The sequence below is a fragment of the Streptomyces sp. NPDC090045 genome, assembly GCF_044747975.1.
Lineage (GTDB): Bacteria > Actinomycetota > Actinomycetes > Streptomycetales > Streptomycetaceae > Streptomyces.
Genome location: NZ_JBIVFA010000007.1, coordinates 1 through 23120, shown reverse-complemented (window position 1 = coordinate 23120; position 23120 = coordinate 1). Strand labels below are relative to the sequence as shown.

Annotated in this window: 22 protein-coding genes and 1 pseudogene; 15 read left to right on the top strand and 8 right to left on the bottom strand. The window is 72.0% G+C overall.

Going from position 1 to position 23120, the window contains the following annotated elements; translation table 11 throughout:
• Positions 1–1590: a phosphoglycerate dehydrogenase gene (serA, locus tag ACIPYQ_RS19830; RefSeq protein ID WP_361763638.1), complete on the top strand. Its 1590-nt coding sequence runs from the start codon at positions 1–3 to the stop codon at positions 1588–1590.
• Positions 1591–1659: 69 nt separating this feature from the next.
• Here serA and ACIPYQ_RS19825 read toward each other — a convergent pair whose 3' ends face one another.
• Entirely contained in the window at positions 1660–3213 is a 1554-nt protein-coding gene (locus ACIPYQ_RS19825; RefSeq protein ID WP_401252779.1) for an MFS transporter, read from the bottom strand.
• Between the two features lie 89 nt (positions 3214–3302).
• Between ACIPYQ_RS19825 and ACIPYQ_RS19820 the strand changes: the two genes are divergently transcribed.
• The gene (locus ACIPYQ_RS19820; protein WP_401252776.1) at positions 3303–3896 is read left to right on the top strand and encodes a TetR/AcrR family transcriptional regulator; all 594 of its coding nucleotides are present in this window, start codon (positions 3303–3305) and stop codon (positions 3894–3896) included.
• Positions 3897–4084: 188 nt separating this feature from the next.
• Positions 4085–4960, top strand: coding sequence for a hypothetical protein (locus tag ACIPYQ_RS19815; RefSeq protein WP_401252774.1), 876 nt, complete (start codon positions 4085–4087; stop codon positions 4958–4960).
• Here the strand turns inward: ACIPYQ_RS19815 and ACIPYQ_RS19810 are convergent.
• Both ACIPYQ_RS19810 and ACIPYQ_RS19805 read right to left on the bottom strand, forming a co-directional pair.
• Complete coding sequence (locus tag ACIPYQ_RS19810; protein WP_401252771.1) at positions 4950–5924, bottom strand: NAD(P)-dependent alcohol dehydrogenase; 975 nt, start codon at positions 5922–5924, stop codon at positions 4950–4952. The two genes, ACIPYQ_RS19815 and ACIPYQ_RS19810, sit on opposite strands and share 11 nt — an antisense overlap.
• Positions 5925–6079: 155 nt before the next feature.
• Positions 6080–7399 carry a PucR family transcriptional regulator gene (locus ACIPYQ_RS19805; protein WP_401252768.1) on the bottom strand — a complete coding sequence of 440 codons (1320 nt, stop codon included), beginning with the start codon at positions 7397–7399 and terminating at the stop codon, positions 6080–6082.
• 160 nt (positions 7400–7559) lie between these two features.
• Between ACIPYQ_RS19805 and ACIPYQ_RS19800 the strand changes: the two genes are divergently transcribed.
• From ACIPYQ_RS19800 to ACIPYQ_RS19785, 4 genes are all read left to right on the top strand, one after another.
• Positions 7560–8486 (top strand): proline dehydrogenase family protein, encoded by a 927-nt coding sequence (locus ACIPYQ_RS19800; protein WP_361763620.1) that lies wholly within the window; start codon positions 7560–7562, stop codon positions 8484–8486.
• Between the two features lie 31 nt (positions 8487–8517).
• Positions 8518–10149 carry an L-glutamate gamma-semialdehyde dehydrogenase gene (gene pruA, locus ACIPYQ_RS19795; protein WP_401252765.1) on the top strand — a complete coding sequence of 544 codons (1632 nt, stop codon included), beginning with the start codon at positions 8518–8520 and terminating at the stop codon, positions 10147–10149.
• Positions 10150–10400: 251 nt separating this feature from the next.
• Entirely contained in the window at positions 10401–11294 is an 894-nt protein-coding gene (locus tag ACIPYQ_RS19790) for a hypothetical protein (protein ID WP_401252762.1), read from the top strand.
• Complete coding sequence (locus ACIPYQ_RS19785) at positions 11294–11509, top strand: hypothetical protein (RefSeq protein ID WP_362238700.1); 216 nt, start codon at positions 11294–11296, stop codon at positions 11507–11509. The genes ACIPYQ_RS19790 and ACIPYQ_RS19785 overlap by 1 nt, the downstream gene beginning before the upstream one ends.
• Here ACIPYQ_RS19785 and ACIPYQ_RS19780 read toward each other — a convergent pair.
• A complete protein-coding gene (locus ACIPYQ_RS19780; protein ID WP_401252758.1) occupies positions 11493–12194 on the bottom strand; it encodes a nitroreductase family protein in 702 nt (233 codons plus the stop codon). The two genes, ACIPYQ_RS19785 and ACIPYQ_RS19780, sit on opposite strands and share 17 nt — an antisense overlap.
• 109 nt (positions 12195–12303) lie before the next feature.
• On the opposite strand from ACIPYQ_RS19780, the gene ACIPYQ_RS19775 reads away from it, so the two are divergent.
• The gene (locus ACIPYQ_RS19775; protein WP_401252755.1) at positions 12304–12822 is read left to right on the top strand and encodes an SMI1/KNR4 family protein; all 519 of its coding nucleotides are present in this window, start codon (positions 12304–12306) and stop codon (positions 12820–12822) included.
• Positions 12819–13361 (top strand): GNAT family N-acetyltransferase, encoded by a 543-nt coding sequence (locus ACIPYQ_RS19770; RefSeq protein ID WP_401252752.1) that lies wholly within the window; start codon positions 12819–12821, stop codon positions 13359–13361. The genes ACIPYQ_RS19775 and ACIPYQ_RS19770 overlap by 4 nt, the downstream gene beginning before the upstream one ends.
• Positions 13362–13371: 10 nt before the next feature.
• Here the strand turns inward: ACIPYQ_RS19770 and ACIPYQ_RS19765 are convergent, their stop codons facing one another.
• Positions 13372–15402, bottom strand: a complete 2031-nt coding sequence (locus ACIPYQ_RS19765) for a phosphocholine-specific phospholipase C (RefSeq protein WP_401252749.1) — start codon at positions 15400–15402, stop codon at positions 13372–13374.
• A 119-nt stretch (positions 15403–15521) separates the two neighbouring features.
• Positions 15522–15962 carry a hypothetical protein gene (locus ACIPYQ_RS19760; RefSeq protein WP_401253390.1) on the bottom strand — a complete coding sequence of 147 codons (441 nt, stop codon included), beginning with the start codon at positions 15960–15962 and terminating at the stop codon, positions 15522–15524.
• On the opposite strand from ACIPYQ_RS19760, the pseudogene ACIPYQ_RS19755 reads away from it, so the two are divergent.
• The 4 genes and pseudogenes from ACIPYQ_RS19755 to ACIPYQ_RS19740 form a co-directional block, all read left to right on the top strand.
• A pseudogene (locus ACIPYQ_RS19755) lies at positions 15906–16627 on the top strand (LysR substrate-binding domain-containing protein); the annotation flags it as partial. The gene ACIPYQ_RS19760 and the pseudogene ACIPYQ_RS19755 sit on opposite strands and share 57 nt — an antisense overlap.
• A 260-nt stretch (positions 16628–16887) precedes the next feature.
• Entirely contained in the window at positions 16888–17019 is a 132-nt protein-coding gene (locus ACIPYQ_RS19750) for a hypothetical protein (RefSeq protein WP_361763596.1), read from the top strand.
• Between the two features lie 78 nt (positions 17020–17097).
• A complete protein-coding gene (locus ACIPYQ_RS19745; protein WP_319722205.1) occupies positions 17098–18138 on the top strand; it encodes a 3-isopropylmalate dehydrogenase in 1041 nt (346 codons plus the stop codon).
• A gap of 229 nt (positions 18139–18367) precedes the next feature.
• Positions 18368–19453, top strand: a complete 1086-nt coding sequence (locus ACIPYQ_RS19740; RefSeq protein WP_361763593.1) for a branched-chain amino acid aminotransferase — start codon at positions 18368–18370, stop codon at positions 19451–19453.
• Positions 19454–19543: 90 nt separating this feature from the next.
• Here ACIPYQ_RS19740 and ACIPYQ_RS19735 read toward each other — a convergent pair whose 3' ends face one another.
• Positions 19544–19696, bottom strand: a complete 153-nt coding sequence (locus ACIPYQ_RS19735) for a hypothetical protein (protein ID WP_401252744.1) — start codon at positions 19694–19696, stop codon at positions 19544–19546.
• Positions 19697–19730: 34 nt separating this feature from the next.
• A complete protein-coding gene (locus tag ACIPYQ_RS19730) occupies positions 19731–21158 on the bottom strand; it encodes a cytosine permease (RefSeq protein WP_401252741.1) in 1428 nt (475 codons plus the stop codon).
• 155 nt (positions 21159–21313) lie between these two features.
• On the opposite strand from ACIPYQ_RS19730, the gene ureA reads away from it, so the two are divergent.
• Together ureA and ACIPYQ_RS19720 are read left to right on the top strand one after the other, a co-directional pair.
• A complete protein-coding gene (gene ureA / locus ACIPYQ_RS19725) occupies positions 21314–22087 on the top strand; it encodes an urease subunit gamma (RefSeq protein WP_401252738.1) in 774 nt (257 codons plus the stop codon).
• 56 nt (positions 22088–22143) lie between these two features.
• A partial coding sequence (locus tag ACIPYQ_RS19720) for an urease subunit alpha (protein ID WP_401253388.1) occupies positions 22144–23120 on the top strand: 977 nt, incomplete at its 3' end.

The following is a 23120-nucleotide window of genomic DNA, read 5'->3' as shown; positions in this document are numbered from 1 at the left end:
GTGAGCTCGAAACCTGTCGTACTCATCGCCGAAGAGCTGTCGCCCGCCACGGTGGACGCGCTCGGTCCGGACTTCGAGATCCGGCACGTCAACGGAGCCGACCGCGCGGAGCTGCTGCCCGCGATCGCCGACGTCGACGCGATCCTCGTCCGCTCCGCGACCAAGGTCGACGCCGAGGCCATCGCCGTCGCCAAGAAGCTGAAGGTCGTCGCGCGCGCCGGCGTCGGTCTGGACAACGTCGACGTCTCCGCCGCCACCAAGGCCGGCGTGATGGTCGTCAACGCCCCGACCTCGAACATCGTGACGGCCGCCGAGCTGGCCTGCGGTCTGCTCGTCGCCACCGCCCGCAACATCCCGCAGGCCAACACCGCCCTGAAGAACGGTGAGTGGAAGCGGAACAAGTACACGGGCGTCGAGCTCAGCGAAAAGACCCTCGGCGTCGTCGGCCTCGGCCGCATCGGCGTCCTGGTCGCGCAGCGCATGTCGGCCTTCGGCATGAAGATCGTCGCGTACGACCCCTACGTACAGCCTGCGCGCGCCGCCCAGATGGGCGTCAAGATGCTGACGCTGGACGAGCTGCTGGAGGTCGCCGACTTCATCACCGTGCACCTGCCCAAGACCCCCGAGACCCTCGGTCTCATCGGGGACGAGGCCCTGCACAAGGTGAAGCCGTCGGTCCGCATCGTCAACGCCGCCCGCGGCGGGATCGTGGACGAGGCCGCGCTGTACTCGGCCATCAAGGAGGGCCGCGTCGCCGGCGCCGGCCTCGACGTGTACGCGAAGGAGCCCTGCACGGACTCCCCGCTCTTCGAGCTCGACCAGGTCGTCTGCACCCCGCACCTTGGCGCGTCCACGGACGAGGCCCAGGAGAAGGCCGGTGTCTCGGTCGCCAAGTCGGTGCGCCTCGCGCTCGCCGGCGAGCTCGTGCCGGACGCGGTCAACGTCCAGGGCGGTGTCATCGCCGAGGACGTCCGTCCCGGCCTGCCGCTCGCCGAGAAGCTCGGCCGCATCTTCACCGCCCTCGCGGGCGAGGTCGCGGTCCGCCTCGACGTCGAGGTCTGCGGCGAGATCACCCAGCACGACGTCAAGGTGCTCGAACTCTCCGCGCTCAAGGGTGTCTTCGAGGACGTCGTCGACGAGACGGTCTCCTACGTCAACGCCCCGCTGTTCGCACAGGAGCGCGGGGTCGAGGTACGCCTGACCACCAGCTCGGAGTCCCCGGACCACCGCAACGTGGTGACCGTCCGCGGCACCCTGTCGGACGGTCAGGAGGTCTCGGTCTCCGGCACGCTGGCGGGCCCGAAGCACCTGCAGAAGATCGTGGGCATCGGCGAGTACGACGTGGACCTGGCGCTCGCCGACTACATGGTCGTGCTGCGCTACACCGACCGCCCGGGCGTGGTCGGCACCGTCGGCCGCGTTCTCGGCGAGGCCGGTCTGAACATCGCGGGCATGCAGGTCGCCCGTGCGGAGGAGCACGGCGAGGCGCTCGCCGTCCTCACCGTCGACGCCGAGGTGCCGGCGAACGTCCTCGCGGACATCTCCGCCGAGATCGGCGCCGCTTCGGCGCGTACGGTCAGCCTCGGCTGACCCGAGTCACACGGCGAAGGGCCCGGGGGATTCCCCCGGGCCCTTTCACGTGGTGCCGCCCCGTCCCGATCAGTTGTACGCCACCGCAGCGCCGTCCGCGGGCGCCTCGGCCCGCTCCGCCGCGGGCGGGGCCGGGGCCTGGATGCCCCGCATCAGCGCCGCGGCGAGCACGGCCGCCCCGAGCATCAGCGCCGCGCCGCCCCAGGCCGCGTACTGCATCCCGTGGACGAAGGCCTCCCGGGCCAGGGCCAGGACCTGCTCGCCCGCCTCCCCGCCGATCCGGTGGGCGGCGGCCACGGCCCCGCCCAGGGTCTCCCGCACGGCGGGCTCGGAGTCCGCCAGGTCGCCGCGGTAGACCGCGGTGCCGAGGCTGCCGAGGACCGCCATGCCCAGCGCGCCGCCGAACTCCGTTCCGGTCTCCAGCAGGGAGGCGGCGGAGCCGGCCTTCTCGGCGGGGGCCGCGGCGAGCGCCATGTCGGAGACCAGGGACATCACCGTCACGACGCCCGAGGAGAGCACCCCGGCGCCGGTCAGGATCAGCCACAGGGAGTCGGTGTCCACCAGGCTGAAGAGGGCGAAGCCGGCGGCGGCGAGGGCGAACCCGCCGGCGATGACGTAGCCCCGGTCCACCTTCTGGGCCAGGGCGGCCGAGACGGGGGCCGCGGCGCCGATGACGACCGAGGGGGCGAGGCTCCACAGGGCCGCTTCCAGGGTGCCCATGCCGAGCACCGACTGGAGGTACTGGGTCGTGAAGTAGGCCGAGCCCATCACGGCGAAAGCGGCGAGGGTGTTGAGGGCGATCCCCGCCCCGAAGCCGCGGCCCCGGAAGAGGGCGCGGGGGATCATGGCGTCGTCGCGGGTGCGCTGGCGGCGGACGAAGACGTACGCGAAGGCCAGGCCGGCGGCGAGGCAGCCCAGGTGGAGCGGCTCGAAGCCCTCGGCGGCGATCTCCTTGAGGCCGTAGACGACCGGCAGTACGGCGGCCATGGACAGCGGGACGCTCAGCAGGTCGAAGCGGCCGGGGGCCGGGTCCTTGAACTCCGGGACCAGGACCGGGACCAGGAGCAGCAGGAGCAGCATCGCGGGCACGTTGACGAGGAAGACCGAGCCCCACCAGAAGTGGTTCAGCATCACACCGCTCAGCACCGAGCCGAGGGCGATCCCGCCGGTCATGGCCCCGGACCAGATGGCGATGGCCTTGCCGCGCTGCTTGTCGTCCTGGAAGAGGTTCCGTACGAGGGCCAGCGTGGAGGGCATCAGGGTCGCGCCGCCGATGCCGAGCAGGACGCGGGCCGCGATGAGCATCTCGGCGCTGGTGGCGTAGCCGGCGCAGACCGAGGCGATGCCGAAGGCGGTCGCGCCGATCAGCAGCAGCTTGCGGCGGCCGATCCGGTCGCCGAGCGAGCCCATCGTGATCAGCAGGCCGGAGAGGGCGAAGGCGTAGCTGTCGAAGATCCAGAGCTGCTGGGTGGCGCTCGGGGCGAGCTGGTCGGTGATGGCCGGGATGGCGAAGTAGAGGACGGAGACGTCCATCGACACCAGGAGCAGGGGCAGCAGGAGGACGGTGAAGGCGGTCCATTCGCGGCGGCCGGCGCGGCGCGCTGTGGCGGCGGGAGTTGTCATGAGCAGGAATATACACACGTCTTAAACGCTCGTCTATGACAATTGTATAAAACTGTTGTCTGGGACGGTTGTCTTGCTACCTTGTGGCCATGGGACATCGCGAAGATCTGCTCGAAGGCGCCAAGAAGTGCCTGGTCGAGAAGGGGTTCGTGCGCACGACCGCGCGCGACATCGTCAGCGCCTCGGGAACCAACCTGGCGTCCATCGGCTACCACTACGGCTCGAAGGACGCCCTGCTCGCCCAGGCCTTCATCGGCCTGATGGAGGAATGGGGCGCCGGCTTCCAGACAGGCCTGGACGGTGAGGGAGGGTCGCTGGAGCGGTTCCGCGCGCTCTGGGAGGGCGTCCTCGCGGCACACGAGACGTCGGGTCCGGTCTTCGCGGCCAGCCTGGAGGTGGCGCTCGGCAGGGACCAGCGGCCGGAACTGCGGTCCATGCTCGCCGCGTTGCAGGCCGAGGGGCGCCGCGGCCTGATCTCCATCCTGACCGGCACCCCCGAGGACCAGCTCGACGACCGGGACGTGCGCACGCTCGGCGCCTTCTACCAGGCGCTGCTGAACGGCCTGATGATCCAGTGGCTGTTCGATCCGGAGTCGGCGGCCACGGCGGAGGAGTTCACCGAGGGCATGCGCCGGGCGGCCGAGGCGATGACGCGTCCGAGGGGTTCAGGGGACGGGGAGTAAGCGGAGCGGGAACCGCCGCCGGCGGCGCCCCGTCGCACCCCCGGATCGGCCCGAGACGAGGGGGAGTCGACATGGCGAGAGCCGGTGCGGGAGCGGGAGCGGGAGCAGGGGCGGGAGCAGGGGCGGGTACGGAAGCGGGAACGCAGGCGGGAGCGCGGGGCCGGGCGAGGGCCGGGTCCGGGCCCGCGGTGCGCGCGGGCGTACTGGCGGCCGGCCTGGCGGCGGTGGTCCTGACGGCCGGATGCGGTGCGCCGCAGGCACAGCCGGACAACCGGCCGCGCATGAAGCAGGTGGCGGCGGCCTGGGAGGGCTCGGCGGCCCTCAAGCAGTGGCGCGAGGGCTTCCACCCCCTGGACCGGCAGGAGTGGAAGCCGCCGGAGGGCTTCCACTCCGAGGAGGACAAAGACGCCTACGCCGCCAAGAACTTCGTCCTGCGCACCGAGCTGCCCGCCGCGCCGCCGCCCGCCACCGCCATCCGGTGGCCCGACGACAAGGGCGGCGCCACGCTCACGCTGCCGCTCCAGAACGCGGCCCAGGCGTACGGGGAGCTGGACCAGGGCCCGGACGGAGGACCCGCGCTGGCGGTCACGGGCGTCCGCTTCGAGGAGATCGCCGTACGCACCAGCCGCGGCCCGGCCCGGGCACCGGCCTGGCTGTTCACCGTCGAGAGGTACGAGACCCCGCTCGTCCGGCTCGCCGTCCCCCCGCAGGAGCTCCCCGAGGCCCCCGTCGAGCCCCTGGCCACCTTCGACGAGGGCACGGCACCCCTGTTCGTCTACCTGGGCACACCGGACGCGACGCGGCTCACCGTGCAGGCCGGCCACGGCAGCTGCGACGGCGGGGTCGCCGTGGACGTCCTGGAGGGGGCCGACACCGTGGTGCTGGCCGGCCGGATCGTGGCCGGCGCCGAGCCGGGAACGGCCTGCGACGCGGCGATGCGCATGGAGATGGTTCCCGTCGCGCTGGCCCGGCCGCTGGGCGCCCGGCTCGTCGTGGACGCCGCGACGGGCGGACCCCTCTGGGAGCCGCGGCCGGTGGCGGCTCCCGCGACCGTCACACCGTGATGACCACCTTCGCCCGCGCGTGCTCCACTTCGAGGTACCTGATGGCCTCGGGCACCTCGCGGAGCGGATAGGCCCGGTCGATCACCGGGGTGACCTCGCCGGGTTCGACGAGGTCCCGGAGCGCCTCCAGGTTCTCCCTGCGGGGCGTGGCCGTGAGCACGAGCAGACGCTGGCCGACGAACAGGGACAGCGCCTGGCCCTTCACGAGCAGGGCCATCGGCCCCACCAGGCTGCCACCGTCGGAGACACCGCCACCGGAGAGGACGAGCGTCCCCGCGGGGGTCAGTGCGCGCCGGCAGTCGGCCAGCGACCGGTTGCCCACCAGGTCGAGCACGAGGTCGTGGCGCGGGCCGCGGCGGGTGAAGTCCTCCCGGGAGTAGTCGACGACGTGATCGGCGCCGAGCGACCGGACCAGGTCCACGTTCCGCGGACCGCACACACCGGTCACTTCCGCGCCGAACGCCTTGGCGATCTGAACGGCGAAGGTGCCCACCCCGCCTGACGCCCCGTTGACCAGGACCCTCTGCCCCGGCCGTACGCGCCCCAGATCGCGCAGGCCCATCAGGGCGGTGTTCCCCGCCAGCGGGAGCGCGGCCGCCTGTTCGTACGTCAGACCGGCCGGCATCGCCGCGACCGCCTCGGCGGGGGCGCACACGTACTCGGCGAAGGCCCCCTCGGCCTCGCCGAACACCTCGTCACCGGGGCGCAGCCCGGTCACGTCCTTGCCCACCGCCTCCACCACGCCCGCGAAGTCCGTGCCCCGGACCTTCACCTTCGGGGCGCCGAGCCCGAGTACGAGGCGCGCCAGGTACGGGTCGCCCCGCATGAGGTGCCAGTCGCGCGCGTTGACCGCGGCCGCGCGGACCCGCACCAGCACCTGGTGGTCGCCGGGCACCGGCCGTTCGACCTCCCTCAACTCCAGTACGTCGGGGGAGCCGTACCGGTCCTGGACGATCGCCTTCATCGGGCCTCCGTGGCGCACCGGTCCGGTGCGGAAGGGGTCGGCTGACCGGCAGGCCAACGCTGTACGCGACGCTAGGCGCCGGGCGGCGGCGCGGGCATCGGGGACGATCCCTGGACCGGCCCGGAGATCACCCTCAGAGATCCCCCAGAGATCCCCTACGTCAGGCGGGCGGCTTTCAGGGCCATGTGGAGCAGCAGGCGGTCCTCGCCCTCGTCCAGATCGAGCCCGGTCAGCTGCTCCACGCGGGCGAGGCGGTAGTAGAGGGTCTGGCGGTGGATGCCCAGGGCGGCCGCCGCGCGGCCCGCCTGGCCGGCGCAGTCCAGGAACACCTCGGCGGTGCGGGCGAGTTCGCGGTGCGCCGGGGCCAGCAGGGCGCGCGCCGCCGGATCGTCCACCGGATCGGCGGCGAGGGTCGCCAGCAGCCGGTACGGGCCGATCGCCGACCACTGGGCGACCGGGCCGAGCCGGGGCTGCGCGACGGCCGCCCGGGCCGCGGCGACGGCCTGCTCCCAGGCGGCGGGCAGCTCCGCGAGGCCCCGGACGGGGTCGGCGACGCCCGCGGTCATCCGGCGGGCCGGCCCGGCCGGGGGCCTGGCCCGGGCCTTGGCCGCCGCGGTCGCCCCGGCCGCCTTGCCCGCTGTGCCCGCCTTCGCGGCTGAGCCTGGGCCGGCGGCTCCGGCGGAGCCGCCCGCTCCGGCCGCTCCCGCCGTCCCCGCCGGTTCCGCCGCGCGCGGCAGCAGCCGGGCCACCGCCGTCAGCGCCGGGGCCAGCGCGTCCGTCGAGCGCAGCCGGAGCAGGACCGCCAGGGCCAGGTCGCCGGCCGCGCCCGCCTCGTCCCCGCCGGCGCCCCGCCGCGGTACGAGGCACACGGCCGCCGCGCCCGGTACCGACGCGGGAGCCTCCCCGGACCAGGGCGCCACGCAGACGGCCGCGTGCAGCCCGTCCCCGCCCGGGCCGAGGGCGGCCCGCAGCGCGGCCACCGCCATGTCCTGCTGCCAGCCCCGCCCGGCCGTGAGCACCGCCTGGAACTCCCGCGACAGGTCCGCCCCCGCCTTCGCCTCCTCGGCGAGCAGCACCCCGATCCGCTGGGCCACCTCCATGGCCGCGGCCAGGGCCGCCGGCTCGGGGCCGGGCGTGCCGGGCTCCTGGTCGAGGAGCCACACGTAGCCCTGCACGATGCCCCGGAACCGCACCGGCAGGCAGATCCGCCCCCGGAACACCCCCGCGTCGGGCGCCGCCGGGATGCGGACGGGGCCGGTGGCACGGGCGATGCCGAAGCCCTCGAACCAGGACCGGACGGCCGCCGTCGACTGCCGCGTCAGGATCGAGCGGGTCCGTACCGGGTCCATCGCCAGATCGTCGTCGCTGTCGTGCGCGCCGAAGGCGATGAGGCGGAAGTCCCGGTTCTCCAGGGTCGCCGGGGCGCCGAGCAGCGCCGAGATCTCGTCCACCAGGTCCTGGTAATCGCCCTTCACCCCGACATTCTCCCACCCCGGGACCGGCCCTTCATACAGATGTATGAGATCCGGGACACGGATGCGTGACAGCTGTCGATGGCAGAGGATCAAAGCGATCCTTAGGTTTCACGGTGGTTTTACTTGCGCTTTTCTTCTGCCACCCGCTGGAGGTGCCCCCGTGCTGGGTCCCGTGATCCTCGCCGCTTCGCGCAGCGACAAGATGCGTCGTATCGTCTCTGCCGCCCCGGTGACCAAGCCCGTGGTGAACCGTTTCATCCCCGGCGAGACGGTCGACCAGGTCATCCCGATCGTCGAGGACCTCACCCGCGACGGCCTCGAGGTCACCCTCGACGTCGTCGGCGAGGACATCACCGCGGTGGAGCAGTCCTACGCCGCCCGGGACGCCTACCTCCAGCTCATCGAGCGTCTCGCGGAGCTCGGCCTCGGCGAGAAGGCCGAGATGTCCGTGAAGCTGTCGATGTTCGGCCAGGCGCTGGAGGGCGGCCACGAGCTGGCCCTCGCCAACGTCCGCCCGGTCGTCGAGGCCGCGGCCGCCATCGGCACCACCGTGACGCTCGACGCCGAGGACCACACCACCCTCGACTCGATGTTCGCCATCCACGAGGAGCTGCGCCGGGACTTCCCGCAGACCGGCTGCGTGATCCAGGCGTACCTGTTCCGCACCGAGGCCGACGCCCGGCGCCTGGCCGCCGCGGGCAGCCGCGTCCGGATCGTCAAGGGCGCCTACAAGGAGCCGGCCGAGGTCGCGTACCAGGACAAGGCGGAGATCGACAAGGCCTACGTCCGGATCATGAAGATCCTGATGGAGGGCGAGGGCTACCCGATGATCGGGTCCCACGACCCGCGGCTGATCGCCATCGGCCAGGAACTGGCCCGGCAGGCCGGGCGCAAGCTGGACGAGTACGAGTTCCAGATGCTGTACGGCATCCGCAGCGAAGAGCACCTGCGGCTCGCCGCCGAGGGCCACCGGATGCGGGTCTACACCGCGTACGGGACGGACTGGTACGGCTACTTCATGCGCCGCCTCGCGGAGAAGCCGGCCAACCTGCTGTTCTTCCTCCGCTCGATGATCACCAAGAACTAGCCAAGAACTAGGTCAAGGAGTTACCAGCCCCATGGATGCTGTGACCCAGGTCCCCGCGCCGGTCAACGAGCCGGTCCACTCGTACGCCCCCGGCACCCCGGAGCGCGCGCGGCTCGAAGCACAGCTCAAGCAGCTGTCCGAGAACCCGATCGACCTCCCGATGACGATCAACGGCGTCAAGCGGATGGGCGGCGGCGAGCGTTTCGACGTGGTCCAGCCGCACGACCACAAGTCGGTGCTCGGCACCTTCGCCAACGCCACCCAGGCCGACGCGCAGGAGGCCATCGACGCCGCCCTCGCCGCCGCCCCGGCCTGGCGCTCGATGTCCTTCGACGACCGCGCCGCGATCATCCTGCGCGCCGCCGAGCTGCTGTCCGGCCCGTGGCGCGAGAAGCTCGCCGCCTCGACCATGCTGGGCCAGTCGAAGACCGCCCAGCAGGCCGAGATCGACACCCCGTGCGAGCTCGTCGACTTCTGGCGCTTCAACGTCCACTTCGCCCGCCAGATCCTGGCCGAGCAGCCGGTCGCGAACTCCGCCGGCGTGTGGAACCGCAGCGACCACCGCCCGCTCGAGGGCTTCGTCTACGCGATCACGCCCTTCAACTTCACGGCCATCGCCGGCAACCTGCCGACCGCCCCCGCCCTCATGGGCAACGTGGTCCTGTGGAAGCCGTCCCCGACGCAGACCCACTCCGCGGTCCTCCTCATGGAGCTCCTGGAGGAGGCCGGCCTGCCCAAGGGCGTCATCAACCTGGTGACGGGCGACGGCATCGCCGTCTCCGAGGTGGCCCTGAACCACCCCGAGCTGGCCGGCATCCACTTCACCGGCTCGACCAAGACCTTCCAGTACCTGTGGAAGACGGTCGGCAACAACATCGAGAAGTACAAGTCCTACCCGCGCCTGGTCGGCGAGACCGGCGGCAAGGACTTCGTCGTCGCGCACCCGTCCGCGGACCGCGCCGTCCTGAAGACCGCCCTGACCCGCGGCTCCTTCGAGTTCCAGGGCCAGAAGTGCTCGGCGTCCTCGCGCGCCTACGTCCCGGCCTCGATCTGGAACGACGGCTTCAAGGAGGCCTTCGCGGCCGAGGTCGACGGCATCGCCATGGGCGACGTCCGCGACCTGACCAACTTCATCGGCGCCGTCATCGACGAGCGCTCGTTCGCGAAGAACAAGGCCGCGATCGACCGCGCCATCGCCGACCCGACCTGCGAGATCATCGCCGGTGGCACCTACGACGACTCGGAGGGCTACTTCGTCCGCCCGACCGTCATCGCGTGCACCGACCCGGAGAACGAGGTCTTCACGACCGAGTACTTCGGCCCGATCCTCGCCGTGCACGTCTACGAGGACGCGAACTTCGACGCGATGCTGGCGCAGATGGAGTCCGTCTCGGCGTACGCCCTGACCGGCTCGATCATCGCGGCGGACCGTTACGCGGCGGCGGACGCGATGGAGAAGCTCCGCTTCGCGGCGGGCAACTTCTACATCAACGACAAGTCCACGGGCGCCGTGGTCGGCCAGCAGCCCTTCGGCGGCGGCCGTGCCTCGGGCACGAACGACAAGGCGGGCGCGGCGACCAACCTGCAGCGCTGGACCTCGACCCGCTCCATCAAGGAGACCCTGGTCGCGCCGACCGAGTACGGCTACCCCCACATGGGCTGATCCCCGGCCCCGCCTGACCCCGCCCCCGCTCCGGTACCCCCAAGTCCGGAGCGGGGGCGGTATCCATTTCCCCACCGGGCAACTGCTGCTAGCCTGGCCCCAGTTGTCGTGTACGGCGACCAGCTCCAGGACTCGGGCCCGGCTTCCCGAGGGAGCCGAGGGCTCTCACGAGCTCCCGTACGGGGTGGGATCTTTGCCAGGAGATACGAGACCTCTACGCGTCCGTGCCGGGACGACGCCCGGGGAGACGTATGTCCAGGCGCACCGACAACCGCCACCGTGTCGCGACCCTCTGCCGCGCAGCCACCGGCCTGCCGCGCCGCACCTGCCTCGGATGGGCCGAAACGGGCCTGATCGACCGCAGCCAACCGGTCCCGGACGCCGAGGGCGAGGGGCAGCGCCTCCTCGAGTCCCTCATGGTGGCCGAGCTTGCCGACGGGCTCCGGGAGAGCGACCTGCGGGACGGCGCCCTGCTCGGCTTCACCTCCGCCCGGCCGACCCGGACCGGTCTGGCGCTCGGGCTGCACCCGGCCATGGCCGACCGGGTCCTCGCCACGGTGCTGCCGCGCATCGACGAGCACCACGGCGGACTGCGCGGGGTGCCCGGGCTGCGTATCGTCCCGGCGGGCCGGAGCTGGTCGCTGAGCCACCTGCAGGGCCCGGCCGCGGTCCATCTGGTGCATCCCGACCCGGACTGGCGCCCGGTGCTGCCGGAACACGGCGACGGGCTGACGCAGCTGTGGCGGCGACACCGCCACCGCCTGCACCCCGCCGAGGCGGCGGAGCTGCGGGGCCGCACCGGGGCGGGGGACGATCCCGGATCGGTCACGGCGCAGGACTGGCTGAACAGCAGGCTCCTGAGGCGCCCACGACTGCTGGGCGAGGCCGGGGCCGCGCACGGGTCGGCGAACGTCTACACCCACGGCGGCGGGGACGTGGTCGTCGAGTGGTGCTGTGCCGTGGAACGGGACGAACTGGAGCGGCGGCTGCGCCGGAGCGGCCTGGCGCAGCGGCCGGGCCGGATCGCCGAGCGGCTCCGGGACCAGCCGTGGTTTCCCGGAGAGATCGCGATGGGCGGAGCCTTCGTCACCCTGCGGCGCGGGCACTGTTACGCCACGGCCCCCTCGGCGCGGAGGGGGTTCTGATGCTCACCGCGGTGATCGTGACGGCGGCCGTGCTCGGGGTGAGCAAGGTGGTGCGGGACTGGCTGATCCTGCGGCAGGTGCGGGCGGCCATGGAGGCGGGGACGTCGGAGGACCGGGTGCGGATCGGGATGCGGCTCGCGGAAGCGCTCGGCGGCGGGCAGTCCGGGCCGCCCCCGGAGCCGCCCGCCCCGGAGGGCGTCACACCTCCACGATGACCTGGTCGAGGGACTTGCGGACCAGGTCGGGGACCTCGCAGTCGGCCGCGGGGTAGCCGACCGGGATGACCGCGAAGGCCTTCTCGTTCTCCGGGCGGTTCAGGACGTGGCTCAGGAAGCGCATCGGGCTCGGGGTGTGGATCAGCGCGGCGAGGCCCGACAGGTGGAGGGCGGACAGGAGCATGCCGACCGCGATGCCGACCGACTCGTCGACGTAGTAGTGCTTGCGCTTCGTGCCGTCCGGGCCGAGCCAGTACCGCTGCTGGAAGACCACGATCAGCGCCGGGGCGTCGGTGAGGTGGGTCTTGACGGCGTCGGTGCCGAGCGGGCGCAGGGCGGCGAGCCATTCGTCGCCGAGGCGGCCGTCGTAGGAGATCAGCTCCTCCTGCTCGGCGGCGGCGCGGATCTGCTCCCGTACCGCCGGGTCCTTGACCAGGACGAAGGTCCACGGCTGCTGGTGCGCTCCGGACGGCGCGGTCGCCGCGCACGCGATCGCGTCCCGGACGACCTGTTCGGGCACCGGGTCGGGGGAGAAGTGGCGTACGGTCCGCCGCTCGTCCATGCGGGCCCGCAACTCGGCGGCGCGCGCGAGCGATTCGGCGCCGGACATCCGCTCGGGCCGGTAGGGGGCGGGACGGTACGGCTGGCCGTGGATCGGGGTCCACTGCTGGGTTTCGGGCGACATGGGGCGAGTCTGCCGAGGCAATGGTCCAGACCGCCAGGGCCGCGTCGGCCGATTCCGGCCGGTGGACGGCGTACGGCGTCCGCAATGCGGTCCTTGGTACGGTCGCGGGATGAGCGACTGGGACGCCGAGGCCGTACGGGCGCGGCTGCGCGCGAAGATCCTCCGGTACGAGCTGCGCGCGCCGCTCCCGGAGGCGGAGGTCCGGGCCTTCGAGGTGGAACACGGCATCCGGCTGCCCGAGGAGTACCGGACGTTCGTCACGACGGTCGGCGACGGCCCCGCGGGCCCCCACTACGGGCTGATGCCGCTGGTCACCCGGCGCCAGGACGTCGACGACGACTGGGCTGTGGACGGGGAGTGGGAGGACGACCGCCGCCCGGGGCGGCTGGCCGCGCCGTGCCCGATCCGGAAACCCCGTCCGTTCGACGAGAACCGGAGGTTCGACGAGCGCGAGGGGCTGACCCTGGGCACGCTCATGCTCGCCGAACAGGGGTGCGGCATCTATACGAGGCTGATCCTCACCGGGCCGCTGGCCGGTCAGGTCTGGCACCTGGACCAGGACTTCGGGAGTTGCGTGCCCGAGAGCCCCGACTTCCGCACCTGGTACACCGACTGGCTGGAGAAGTGACGGGCGTGCACGTCGCACACACCGCCGGGCTGACCGGCGACGAGCTCCGCGAGGTGCGGGCCCTGCTCGACGAGGCCTTCGAAGGGGACTTCGGCGAGGAGGACTTCGAGCACGCCCTCGGCGGGATGCACGTGCTGGTCCGGGACGCGGGCGGCGTACTCGTCGCGCACGGCAGCGTGGTGCAGCGCCGGATCGTGCACGGCGGGCGGGCCCTGCGGACCGGGTACGTCGAGGCCGTCGCCGTACGGGCCGGCTCGCGGCGGCGGGGCCTCGGCGGGCAGGTCATGGCCGAGCTCGAACGGATCATCGCGCGGGCCTATGTGCTGGGCGCGCTGTCGGCGTCGGAGGCCGGGGCCGGGCTCTACCTGGCCCGAGGCTGGGCGGTGTGGCCGGGCCGGCTCGGGGCGCTGTCGCCGGACGGGCCGGTGCGCCTCCCCGACGAGGGGGCCTCCACCTACGTGTGGGTGCCGCCCGGCGGGATCCGGCTGGACACCGGCGGGCGGCTCGACTTCGACTGGCGGAACGGGGACGTGCTCTAGCGGGCGGGGATCAAGAGCCCGAGATGCTCGGCGCCCCCGACTCGATGTGGCCCGTGTAGCGGCGCGACCAGGTGCCGTCGGAGTCGGCCAGGACCGTGAAGTCGTACCAGCCGTTGCTGTAGGCCACGGCGTTGAAGTAGTCCTCGCGCGAGGAGTTCGCCGGGACGGTGTAGGTCCAGGGGCCGTCCGTGCGGTAGGCGTTCGAGCGGATCGTGAAGGTGACGGGGGAGGCGGAGGAGTTCGTCATCTTGAAGTAGACCGCCGTCTTGCCGGTCCCCGGCTCGACCGCGAAGCGGGCCGCCACCTCGATGTCCTTGCCCGCCTTCGACGCGTCGCCGATGAAGCGGCGCAGGAAGCGGTTCGGCCCGTACATCGAGATGTCGTACTTGCCCGAGCCGTGGCCGAGGCCGATGTTGAAGTAGTCGGTGCCGGTGGCGCCCGGGTCGACCGTGTACTGCCAGGCCGCCGTGTCCCGGTGCTGGTGCGGGTGGATCGAGAAGTGCGCCGGCCGCTTCGCCTCCGCGCCCTGGTTGGTCATCGAGAACCACGCCAGGATCTTGCCGGCCGCCCCGAACTCGAAGCGGTCAAGGTTGCCGTTCACCTGGTACGGCAGGGCCCGCGCCGGGCGGCTGCCGGGCTCCTGCGCCGGGAGGGCGTTGTCCTGCGGCGCCGGGTTGGGCAGCGGGCCGCAGGTCGCCTGGCCGATGACCTTGGCGGTGGAGGGGAGGCCGGCGGGGACCCCGTAGACCGGGTGCGCGAAGTCGAAGACGCCGGTCAGGTCGCCGACCACCTTCCGGCGCCAGGCGCTGATGTTCGGACAGGTGGCCGGGGTGCCGATCGCGGCCGTCCACCGCTCCATGAACCGCAGGACGGAGGTGTGGTCGAAGACCTCCGAGCTCACCCAGCCGCCGCGGGTCCACGGGGACATCACGATCATCGGGACGCGGAAGCCGAGCCCGATCGGGACGCCGTCCAGGTACTCGCCGGGGGTGCCGGGCGGGGCGATGGGCGGGGGCACGTGGTCGAAGAAGCCGTCGTTCTCGTCGTAGTTGAGGAAGAGGACCGTGGAGTCGAAGACCTCCGGGTTCGCGGCCAGGGCGCGGTAGACCAGGTCGACGAAGTGCGCGCCGTCGCCGGGCGGGGCGTAGGGGTGCTCCGAGAAGGCCTCGTTGGCCACGACCCAGGAGACCTGGGGGAGGGTGCCCGCGACGGCGTCGGCGCGGATCGCGGCCGCGATGTCGTCCGGGGTGGAGCCGGTGACCCTGGGGACCGAGCCCATGCCCCGGTCCCACAGCGGGTTGCCGGGGGCCGCGTCCGTGAACTTCTTGAAGTAGGCCAGACCGTTGTCCCCGTAGTTGTCCTGGGCGTTCTGGTAGACCTTCCAGCTCATGCCGGCCCGCTGGAGGGCCTCCGCGTACGTCTCCCAGGTCAGCCCGGACTCGTCGCCGCCGTCCTTGCTGGAGGCGTCGATCTTGCCGCTCCACAGGAAGGTGCGGTTGGGGCCGGTCGCGCTGAGGGTGGAGCAGAAGTACGCGTCGCAGATCGTGTAGTTGTCGGCGAGGCCGTAGTGGAAGGGGATGTCCCCCCGGTCCAGGTACCCGAGGGTGCGGGTGTTGCCGACGCCGGTGACCCAGTTGTCCATCCGGCCCTTGTTCCAGGCCGCGTGCTGCGAGCTCCAGCTGTGCGGGAGGTCGCCGTTGCACTGGGCCAGGGTCTCGCCGTCGACGCCGCCGGCCGGCGGGGTGGAGCTGAGCTTCCACGGGTACTGGCGGCCGCCCCAGTTGGGCTGGTTGAACATGCCCCAGCCGCCGGGGATGTTGCCGGCGGCGCGGTCGCCGAACCCGCGGACGCCCTTCAGCCTGCCGAAGTAGTGGTCGAAGCTGCGGTTCTCCTGCATGAGGATCACCACGTGCTTCACGTCGGTGATGGTGCCGGTCGCGGCGGCCGCGGCCGCCGTCGCCGGCAGCGCCGCGGGCAGCGCGGCCCCCGCCATGAGCCCGGCGCCGATTCCCACGAACCCTCTGCGGCTGATCGGTGTCACTGGCCCCTCGCCTCCAACTCAAGTGCCCCGCTGGCACATCGACGGCAAGAGTGACGGGGGTCGCGCCAAAGGTCTACATCCGTGCGGTAAGAGTTCGGTGAACATAAGGGTGGCTGGAATCAGCCGTCGATCCGGACCAGCATCTTGCCCAGGTTGTCCCCGCGCAGCATGCCCAGAAAGGCCTCCACCGTCCGGTCGAAGCCCTGGGCAACGGTGGTGTCGGTGCCGATCCGGCCACTGCGCAGATGCGGCACGAGGAGGTCCTCCATCTCTTCCTGCAGATTGGTGTGATTGCGAACCAATACCCCTTCCAGCCGTAGCGACTTGTGTACGACTTCGAAGAGGTTGCGGGGTGCGACGGGCGAACGGTCCCCGTTGTACGTCGAGATCGCGCCGACCTGGGGGCACCTCCCAGCGGTAGCTGGGGGAGGGTCCACCGAGGGCAGCAGGTTCTCGACGAGCGCGGCGCCGGGTGCCGGCTCCGGAACCGGGGAGGCGGCGCAGGTGAAGTCTCCGCCGCCGCCACCGCGCTCGGCCTCACCCAGTCGGCCGTCTCCCACTCCGTGCGCGGCAGCGAGGCGAAGGTCGGCGCGGTCCTCTTCGAGCGCGGCCGCGGCGGGGGCCGCGGCGCGGTGGAGGGGTGCTCCGGATCGCCGCGTTCCGCAGTGCGGCCCTGCACCTGCTGCCGCCCGCGCCGGAGCGGCTGACGGCCCGGCACCCGGGCATCCGCCCCGAGGTCCGCGTGGTGCGCGAGATCGGCGCCGGGGCGGCCGGGGAAGTGGCGGCGGGCCGCGCCGACCTGGGCATCGCCACGCTGGGCGGCTCGCAGGAGGTGACGCCCGGCCTGCTGACCGGGGTGCCGGCGCAGGAGGCGTACCGCCTGGTCCACCCGGCCGGGCACCCGGACCCGAAGGGCCTGCCGCTGATGGACTGGGACGAGAACTGCGGTTCCTGCACCCGATCCTGGTGGCGGTCCCAGGACTGGATCCCGCGGGCCACGGTCAAGGCGGAGGACGACGCGATGGTGCTGACCATGGTTGGCCGCGGGCTCGGCATGGCGATCATGCCCGAGCTGTCGCTGCGGGAGGCCACCGAGGCGGTGGACATCACCCATCTGGGCCCCGGGGGGCCGGTGAGGCAGGTGGGATACGTCACTACGGCGGAATCGGCCTCGACTCTCGCTGTACGGGCTCTGATCAGGGAACTTCGTTCCGAGAAGGGCTGAAACGGACCCTCGGGGCAGGGCCTTTCGAGGGGGCGCCCGTCTCAGATAGTAGGAAGTCCGAGTAATTGCCGAGACATACAGCGGGACCTGCCCTAGCTTTGTAGAAGCCGAACGTCTCGCCGATCAGGCGAATGGCGGTCGAGAGCGCGCGCCCCTGGCAGGCAACCCCTGCGGCGCACTGCTCCCCGCCTCTTCCGGCGCCTTGAAGGAACCCCTCATCCGCGGCCTCGCCGCGCCGTGATCTCAAGGAGTCGATCACCATGAACGCAACCACCACCGCCGTCCGTCGCGTCCGCCACACCTCCGCCTCGGCCGCCGACCGCAAGAACGCCGCCGCCGCCCTCCAGCGCGCCCTCGACCGCCGTGACAACGGCGGGTCGACCGGCCACTGAGCCATCCCGGCGGACATATTGCGTCCACATGATGGACGCAATATGTCTGAGGGCTGGGACAGGGAGTACGGTTTCGCCATGTCGACCAGCATCAATCTCGCAGTGATCCCCGGTGATGGCATCGGCCAGGAAGTCGTGGCTCAGGGACTCAAGGTCCTTACCGCGGTCCTGCCCCAGGATGTGAAGCTGGAGACCAAGCAATACGATCTCGGCGCCCAGCGCTGGCACCGCACCGGTGAGACCCTCCCGGACGCCGAACTCGAAGCCCTCAAGCACCACGACGCGATCCTCCTCGGCGCCATCGGCGACCCGTCGGTCCCGTCCGGCGTGCTGGAGCGCGGTCTGCTGCTGAAGCTCCGCTTCGCCTTCGACCACTTCATCAACCTGCGCCCGTCGAAGCTGTTCCCCAACACCGCCACCCCGCTGGCCGGCCGCCCGGACATCGACTTCGTCGTGGTCCGCGAGGGCACCGAGGGCCCGTACACCGGCAACGGCGGCAGCCTGCGCACCGGCACCCCCGCCGAGGTGGCCACCGAGGTCAGCCTCAACACCGCGTACGGCGTGGAGCGCGTGGTCCGCGACGCGTACGAGCGGGCCAACTCCCGCCCCCGCAAGAAGCTGACGCTGGTCCACAAGAACAACGTCCTCGTGTACGCCGGTCACCTGTGGAAGAACATCTTCGACAAGGTCGGCCAGGAGTACCCCGAGGTCACCACCGACTACCTGCACGTCGACGCCGCGACGATCTTCTTCGTCACCCAGCCCGACCGCTTCGACGTCATCGTCACGGACAACCTCTTCGGTGACATCCTCACCGACCTGGCCGCCGCCGTGACCGGCGGAATCGGCCTCGCCGCCTCCGGGAACATCAACCCGACCGGCGCCTTCCCGTCCATGTTCGAGCCCGTCCACGGCTCGGCCCCGGACATCGCCGGCACCGGCAAGGCCGACCCGACCGCGACGATCCTCTCCGTCGCCCTCCTGCTGCGCCACCTCGGTTACGAGGCCCAGGCCGCCCGCATCGAGGACGCGGTCTCCGCCGACCTGGCGGAGCGCGACGGCACCTTCCGCTCCACCGACGCGATCGGCGACGCGCTCGCCGCTCGAGTAGCCGGCTGACCCGGCAGCTCCACCTCAGGAAGGAAGCCGCCGGGTCACAATGGGACCTGGCGGCTTTTCCTGTGCGGCCCCGGGTGCCACCATCTCCCCTGGGCCGCAGTTCCCGCTTCTCCGTAGCCTCTTCGCGCGCGATAATCGAACGCGAGGCCGCGGAATGCGGGGAAGCTCGGACGTCCTAGTACGCCGTGAGCGCGGTCCGCCATACACAACCGGTGAAGGACAAGCACTCATGACGACGCCCACGATCGAGCTCAAGCCCTCCTCGAACCCGCTGTCCGATGCGGAGCGCGAGGCGATCCTGGCCAGCCCCGGCTTCGGCCGCCACTTCACCGACCACATGGTGACGATCAAGTGGACCGAGGGCCGCGGCTGGCACGATGCAGAGCTGGTCCCGTACGCGCCGCTCGCGATCGACCCGGCGAACATGACCCTGCACTACGCGCAGACGATCTTCGAGGGCCTCAAGGCCTACCGCCAGCCCGACGGCACCGTGGCCACCTTCCGCCCCGAGGCCAACGCCGCCCGCTTCCAGGCCTCCGCCCGCCGCATGGCGATGCCCGAACTGCCGGCCGAGCTGTTCATCGAGGCCTGCGACGCGCTCATCAAGCAGGACCGCGCCTGGGTGCCGGACTCCGGTGAGGCCTCCCTGTACCTGCGGCCGTTCATGTTCGCCTCCGAGGTCGGCCTCGGAGTCCGCCCGGCCAACGAGTTCCTCTTCATCGTCATCGCCTCGCCCGCCGGCGCGTACTTCCCCGGTGGCGTCAAGCCCGTCTCCGTCTGGCTCTCCGAGGACTACGTCCGCGCGGTCAAGGGCGGCACCGGCGCGGCCAAGACCGGCGGCAACTACGCGGCCTCGCTGGTCGCGCAGGCCCAGGCGGCCTCGCACGGCTGCGACCAGGTGGTCTGGCTCGACGCCGTCGAGCACCGCTGGATCGAGGAGATGGGCGGGATGAACCTGTACTTCGTGTACGGCGACCGCATCGTCACCCCGGAGCTCACCGGCTCGCTCCTTCCCGGCATCACCCGCGACTCCCTCCTCACCATCGCCCGCGACCTCGGCTACACCGCCGAAGAGGGCCGCCTGACCACCGAGGACTGGCAGCGCGACAACGCGAACGGCACCCTCACCGAGGTGTTCGCCTGCGGCACCGCCGCCGTCATCACCCCGGTCGGCTCGGTCAAGTCCGAGGGCGCCGACTGGACCCAGGGCGACGGTGAGCCCGGCGAGGTCACCATGCGGCTGCGCAAGGCGCTCCTGGACCTCCAGACCGGCCACAGCGCCGACACCCACGGCTGGATGCACCCGCTCGGCTAGTCCGCAGCGCCCCGGAAACGGACCGAAGGCCCCCCGCAGGTGGAGCGGGGGGCCTTCGGCCGTTCCGGTGGGGCGGGGGCGGGGGCGTGGTCAGCGCTTCCCGTCCGCCTCGTCCTCGTCCGGCCGCGGCTTCCGGTTCGCCGCGTCCGGGCCGCCGACGGCCAGCACGCTGTCGCCGAGGACGTAGGCCAGGCCCGCGAACCCCTTGACGATCTTCGTTGCCACGTATGCGAGCTCTTCCACGACGTCTCCCCATGTTCTCCGTGGCGGCCCTTCCCTATTCGGCCGCCACCAGTGCCTGACCCGCCGGATCGGCGGCCGGTGCCGCCTGCGGCCGGGCCGTCAGCGCGGTGTAGACCGCGCCGCCGACCAGCCCCGACAGGATGAAACTGCAGTCCACCCCGCCGGTGAGGGCCAGCAGGGGGCCCTCGTACACCGGGGTCGACACGGCGGCCAGTCCCACGGCCGCGCCGGCCGCCCAGGAGACGGTGGCGCGGAGGTTCCAGCCACCGCTGTACCAGTAGACGCCGCCACGGGCCCGACGGTTGAACACCTGGAGGGCATCGGGGTCGTAGACCCCGCGGCAGCGCACGTACCCGATGAGGGTGATGACGGCCCACGGGGTGCCGATCGCGGTCAGCAGCAGCACGAAGGAGGTCATCGCGGACTGTACGTCCCACTCGAAGGAGCCGAAGAAGACGAAGGCGGTGGCGACGGCCGCGGCGACCAGGGTGGCGGTGGTGCGGGTGGCCTTGGGGACGATGGCGTCGAGGTCCAGGCCCATGGAGTAGAGCATCAGCCCGGCATTGCCCACCGAACCGGCCGCGGCGGCGACCAGCAGCGGGACCAGGTACCAGAACGGCGCGGTCTCGACGAGCGGGCCGGCGTAGTCCAGCCCGGCCCTGGCGGCCAGCGCGGTGTACGTACCGAACAGCTGCGGTATCAGCAGGCCGATCAGCAGGCCGAAGGCGGTCGACCAGAGCACCTTGCGGGAGCCGTGCCGGCGCGGGGAGATGTAGCGGGTGTAGTCGCCGAGCAGGGTGATGAAGGCGACGGGCCCGCTGAGCCCTGCGGCGACGGCGGCCAGCAGCCACGTCGGCCAGAAGGAGCCGAGCAGGTACGGGGTCTCCGGCGGGGCGGCGGTGGTGAAGTCCGGGGCGTAGGCGAAGAAGCCGAGGGCCAGCAGGACCACCATGCCGATGGAGAGCACCTTGCTCATGCGCAGCAGCAGCCGGTAGCCGAAGACGGCCCCGACGACGGTACAGGCGGCGAGCACGCCGTACATCGCCGCCCGCGAGACACCGGTGTCCGGCAGCCCGGTGAGCCGCGAGAGGGCGCCCACCATCACGTCGCCGCCGATCCACAGGGTGAGCGCCGTGTAGCCGAGGGAGAGCAGCAGGCCCACCACCGAGCCGACGAGCCGGCCGCGGACACCGAACTGGGCGCCGCTGGAGGTGGAGAGGTTGGTCGCGGTGCGCAGGGAGACGAGTGCCAGCGGCGCGGTGAAGGCGATACCGACGAGCGTGCCGGTCACGATGGCGGTGACCGAGGGCCACAGGCCCAGTCCGAAGGACGGGGGCAGCCAGCCGAAGACGATCACACCGAGGCAGAGGTTGGAGCCGAGGAGGATCGAGATCAGGTCACGGGGACCGCTCGTCCGCTCCTCCTCCGGGATGGTGTCGACTCCGCGCTGTTCGATGGGCATGGGGGACTCCCTTGGCAGGGCGGGGGGTGGTTCGCACTTGTTTGAGCGACACTCAATGTGACTCAAGCCCATGTCCCAGGTCAATGATTCCCTACAACGAAATGAAGAGTTAGAGTGATGCTCTAACCCATCGACTCAAGAGGTGGTGGATCGGCGTGCGGCTGACCCCTACGGAGCGCGACCGGCTGCTGCTCCGCAGCGCAGCGGAACTGGCCAGGGCCCGGCGGGCCCGTGGCCTGAAACTCAATGTCCCGGAGGCCACCGCGCTGATCGCGGACACGGTCTGCGAGGCCGCGCGCGACGGCAAGCGGCTCGCGGAGGCCATCGAGGAGGCCCGCAGCGTGCTGGGCCCCGACGACGTCCTGCCGGGCGTCGCCGACGTGGTCACCGAGGTGCACGTGGAGGCCGTCTTCGACGACGGATCCCGCCTCGCGGTGGTCTCGTCGCCCATCCGGGGCGCTCAGCCGCTCGGCGACGACGCCCCGGGCGCGGTCGTCCCCGGCCCCGGCGTCCCCCAGCCGGAGCCGGTGGTGCACCTGCGCGTGCGCAACACCGCCGCCGTGCCGGTGAGCGTCACCTCCCACTTCCACTTCTTCGAGGCCAACCCGCGGCTCGACTTCGACCGCGCCGCGGCCTACGGGATGCGGCTGTGCGTGCCCGCGGGCTCGTCCGTACGGTTCGACCCGCACGGCGAGGGCGAGGTCGGCCTCGTCCCCATCGGCGGCGACCGCATCACGATCGGCTTCGCGGGACTGGTCGACGGCCCGCTGGACGCCCCCGGAGCCAAGGCGCTCGCGCTGGCTCGGGCCGAGGCGTGCGGCTACCTGGGCGCGTCCGCCGAGGAGCCGGCACCTGCTTCCCCCACCACTCAAGCCGGACGGGCCGGACAGGCCGACGGCACCGACCGAGCGGACGGAGCGCAGGCGTGAGCAGGCAGACCCCCCACAGCGATCACAGCGCACACTGCGCTCCCGGCAGCCGGCACATCGACCCGCACGAGTACGCCTCCGTCTTCGGCCCCCGCGCCGGGGACCGGGTCCGGCTCGGCGACTCCGGACTGACCGTCCGGGTGGAGTCCGACGCCCAGAAGCCCGGTGACGAGTTCCTGGCCGGTTTCGGGAAGACGGCCCGGGACGGCCTGCACCTGAAGGCGGCCGCGGTCCGCGAGACCTGCGACGTGGTGATCAGCAACGTGCTGGTCATCGACGCCGTCCTGGGCATCCGCAAGGTGTCGATCGGCATCCGCGAGGGCCGGATCCACGCGATCGGCCGGGCCGGCAACCCCGACACCCTCGACGGCGTGGACGTCGTCGTCGGCACCGGCACGTCGATCGTCTCCGGCGAGGGGCTGATCGCCACCGCCGGCGCCGTGGACACCCACGTGCACCTGCTCTCCCCGCGGATCATGGAGGCCTCGCTCGCCGCGGGCGTCACCACGGTCATCGGCCAGGAGTTCGGCCCGGTCTGGGGTGTCGGCGTCAACTCCCCGTGGGCGCTGAAGCACGCCTTCAACGCCTTCGACGCCTGGCCGGTGAACATCGGTTTCCTGGCCCGGGGTTCCTCCTCGGACGCGGCTCCGCTGGTGGAGGCCCTGGCCGAGGGCGGGGCGTCCGGTTTCAAGGTCCATGAGGACATGGGTGCGCACACCCGTGCGCTGGACACGGCGCTGCGGGTGGCCGAGGAGCACGATGTGCAGGTCGCCCTGCACAGCGACGGTCTCAACGAGTGCCTTTCGGTCGAGGACACCCTGCGCGTGCTGGACGGGCGGACCATCCACGCCTTCCACATCGAGGGCTGCGGCGGCGGGCACGTGCCCAACGTCCTGAAGATGGCGGGCGTGCCGAACGTCATCGGCTCCTCCACCAACCCCACGCTGCCCTTCGGCCGGGACGCGGTGGCCGAGCACTACGGCATGATCGTCTCCGTCCACGACCTCAAGCCGGACCTCCCCGGCGACGCCGC

Bases quoted from the DNA above. Each gene is read 5' to 3' on its own strand.
- ACIPYQ_RS19825 (WP_401252779.1), bottom strand. From the start codon at position 3,213: ATGACAACTCCCGCCGCCACAGCGCGCCGCGCCGGCCGCCGCGAATGG.
- ACIPYQ_RS19820 (WP_401252776.1), top strand. From the start codon at position 3,303: ATGGGACATCGCGAAGATCTGCTCGAAGGCGCCAAGAAGTGCCTGGTC.
- ACIPYQ_RS19810 (WP_401252771.1), bottom strand. From the start codon at position 5,924: ATGAAGGCGATCGTCCAGGACCGGTACGGCTCCCCCGACGTACTGGAG.
- pruA (WP_401252765.1), top strand. From the start codon at position 8,518: ATGGATGCTGTGACCCAGGTCCCCGCGCCGGTCAACGAGCCGGTCCAC.
- ACIPYQ_RS19790 (WP_401252762.1), top strand. From the start codon at position 10,401: ATGTCCAGGCGCACCGACAACCGCCACCGTGTCGCGACCCTCTGCCGC.
- ACIPYQ_RS19785 (WP_362238700.1), top strand. From the start codon at position 11,294: ATGCTCACCGCGGTGATCGTGACGGCGGCCGTGCTCGGGGTGAGCAAG.
- ACIPYQ_RS19780 (WP_401252758.1), bottom strand. From the start codon at position 12,194: ATGTCGCCCGAAACCCAGCAGTGGACCCCGATCCACGGCCAGCCGTAC.
- ACIPYQ_RS19775 (WP_401252755.1), top strand. From the start codon at position 12,304: ATGAGCGACTGGGACGCCGAGGCCGTACGGGCGCGGCTGCGCGCGAAG.
- ACIPYQ_RS19750 (WP_361763596.1), top strand. From the start codon at position 16,888: ATGAACGCAACCACCACCGCCGTCCGTCGCGTCCGCCACACCTCCGCC.
- ACIPYQ_RS19745 (WP_319722205.1), top strand. From the start codon at position 17,098: ATGTCGACCAGCATCAATCTCGCAGTGATCCCCGGTGATGGCATCGGC.
- ACIPYQ_RS19740 (WP_361763593.1), top strand. From the start codon at position 18,368: ATGACGACGCCCACGATCGAGCTCAAGCCCTCCTCGAACCCGCTGTCC.
- ACIPYQ_RS19730 (WP_401252741.1), bottom strand. From the start codon at position 21,158: ATGCCCATCGAACAGCGCGGAGTCGACACCATCCCGGAGGAGGAGCGG.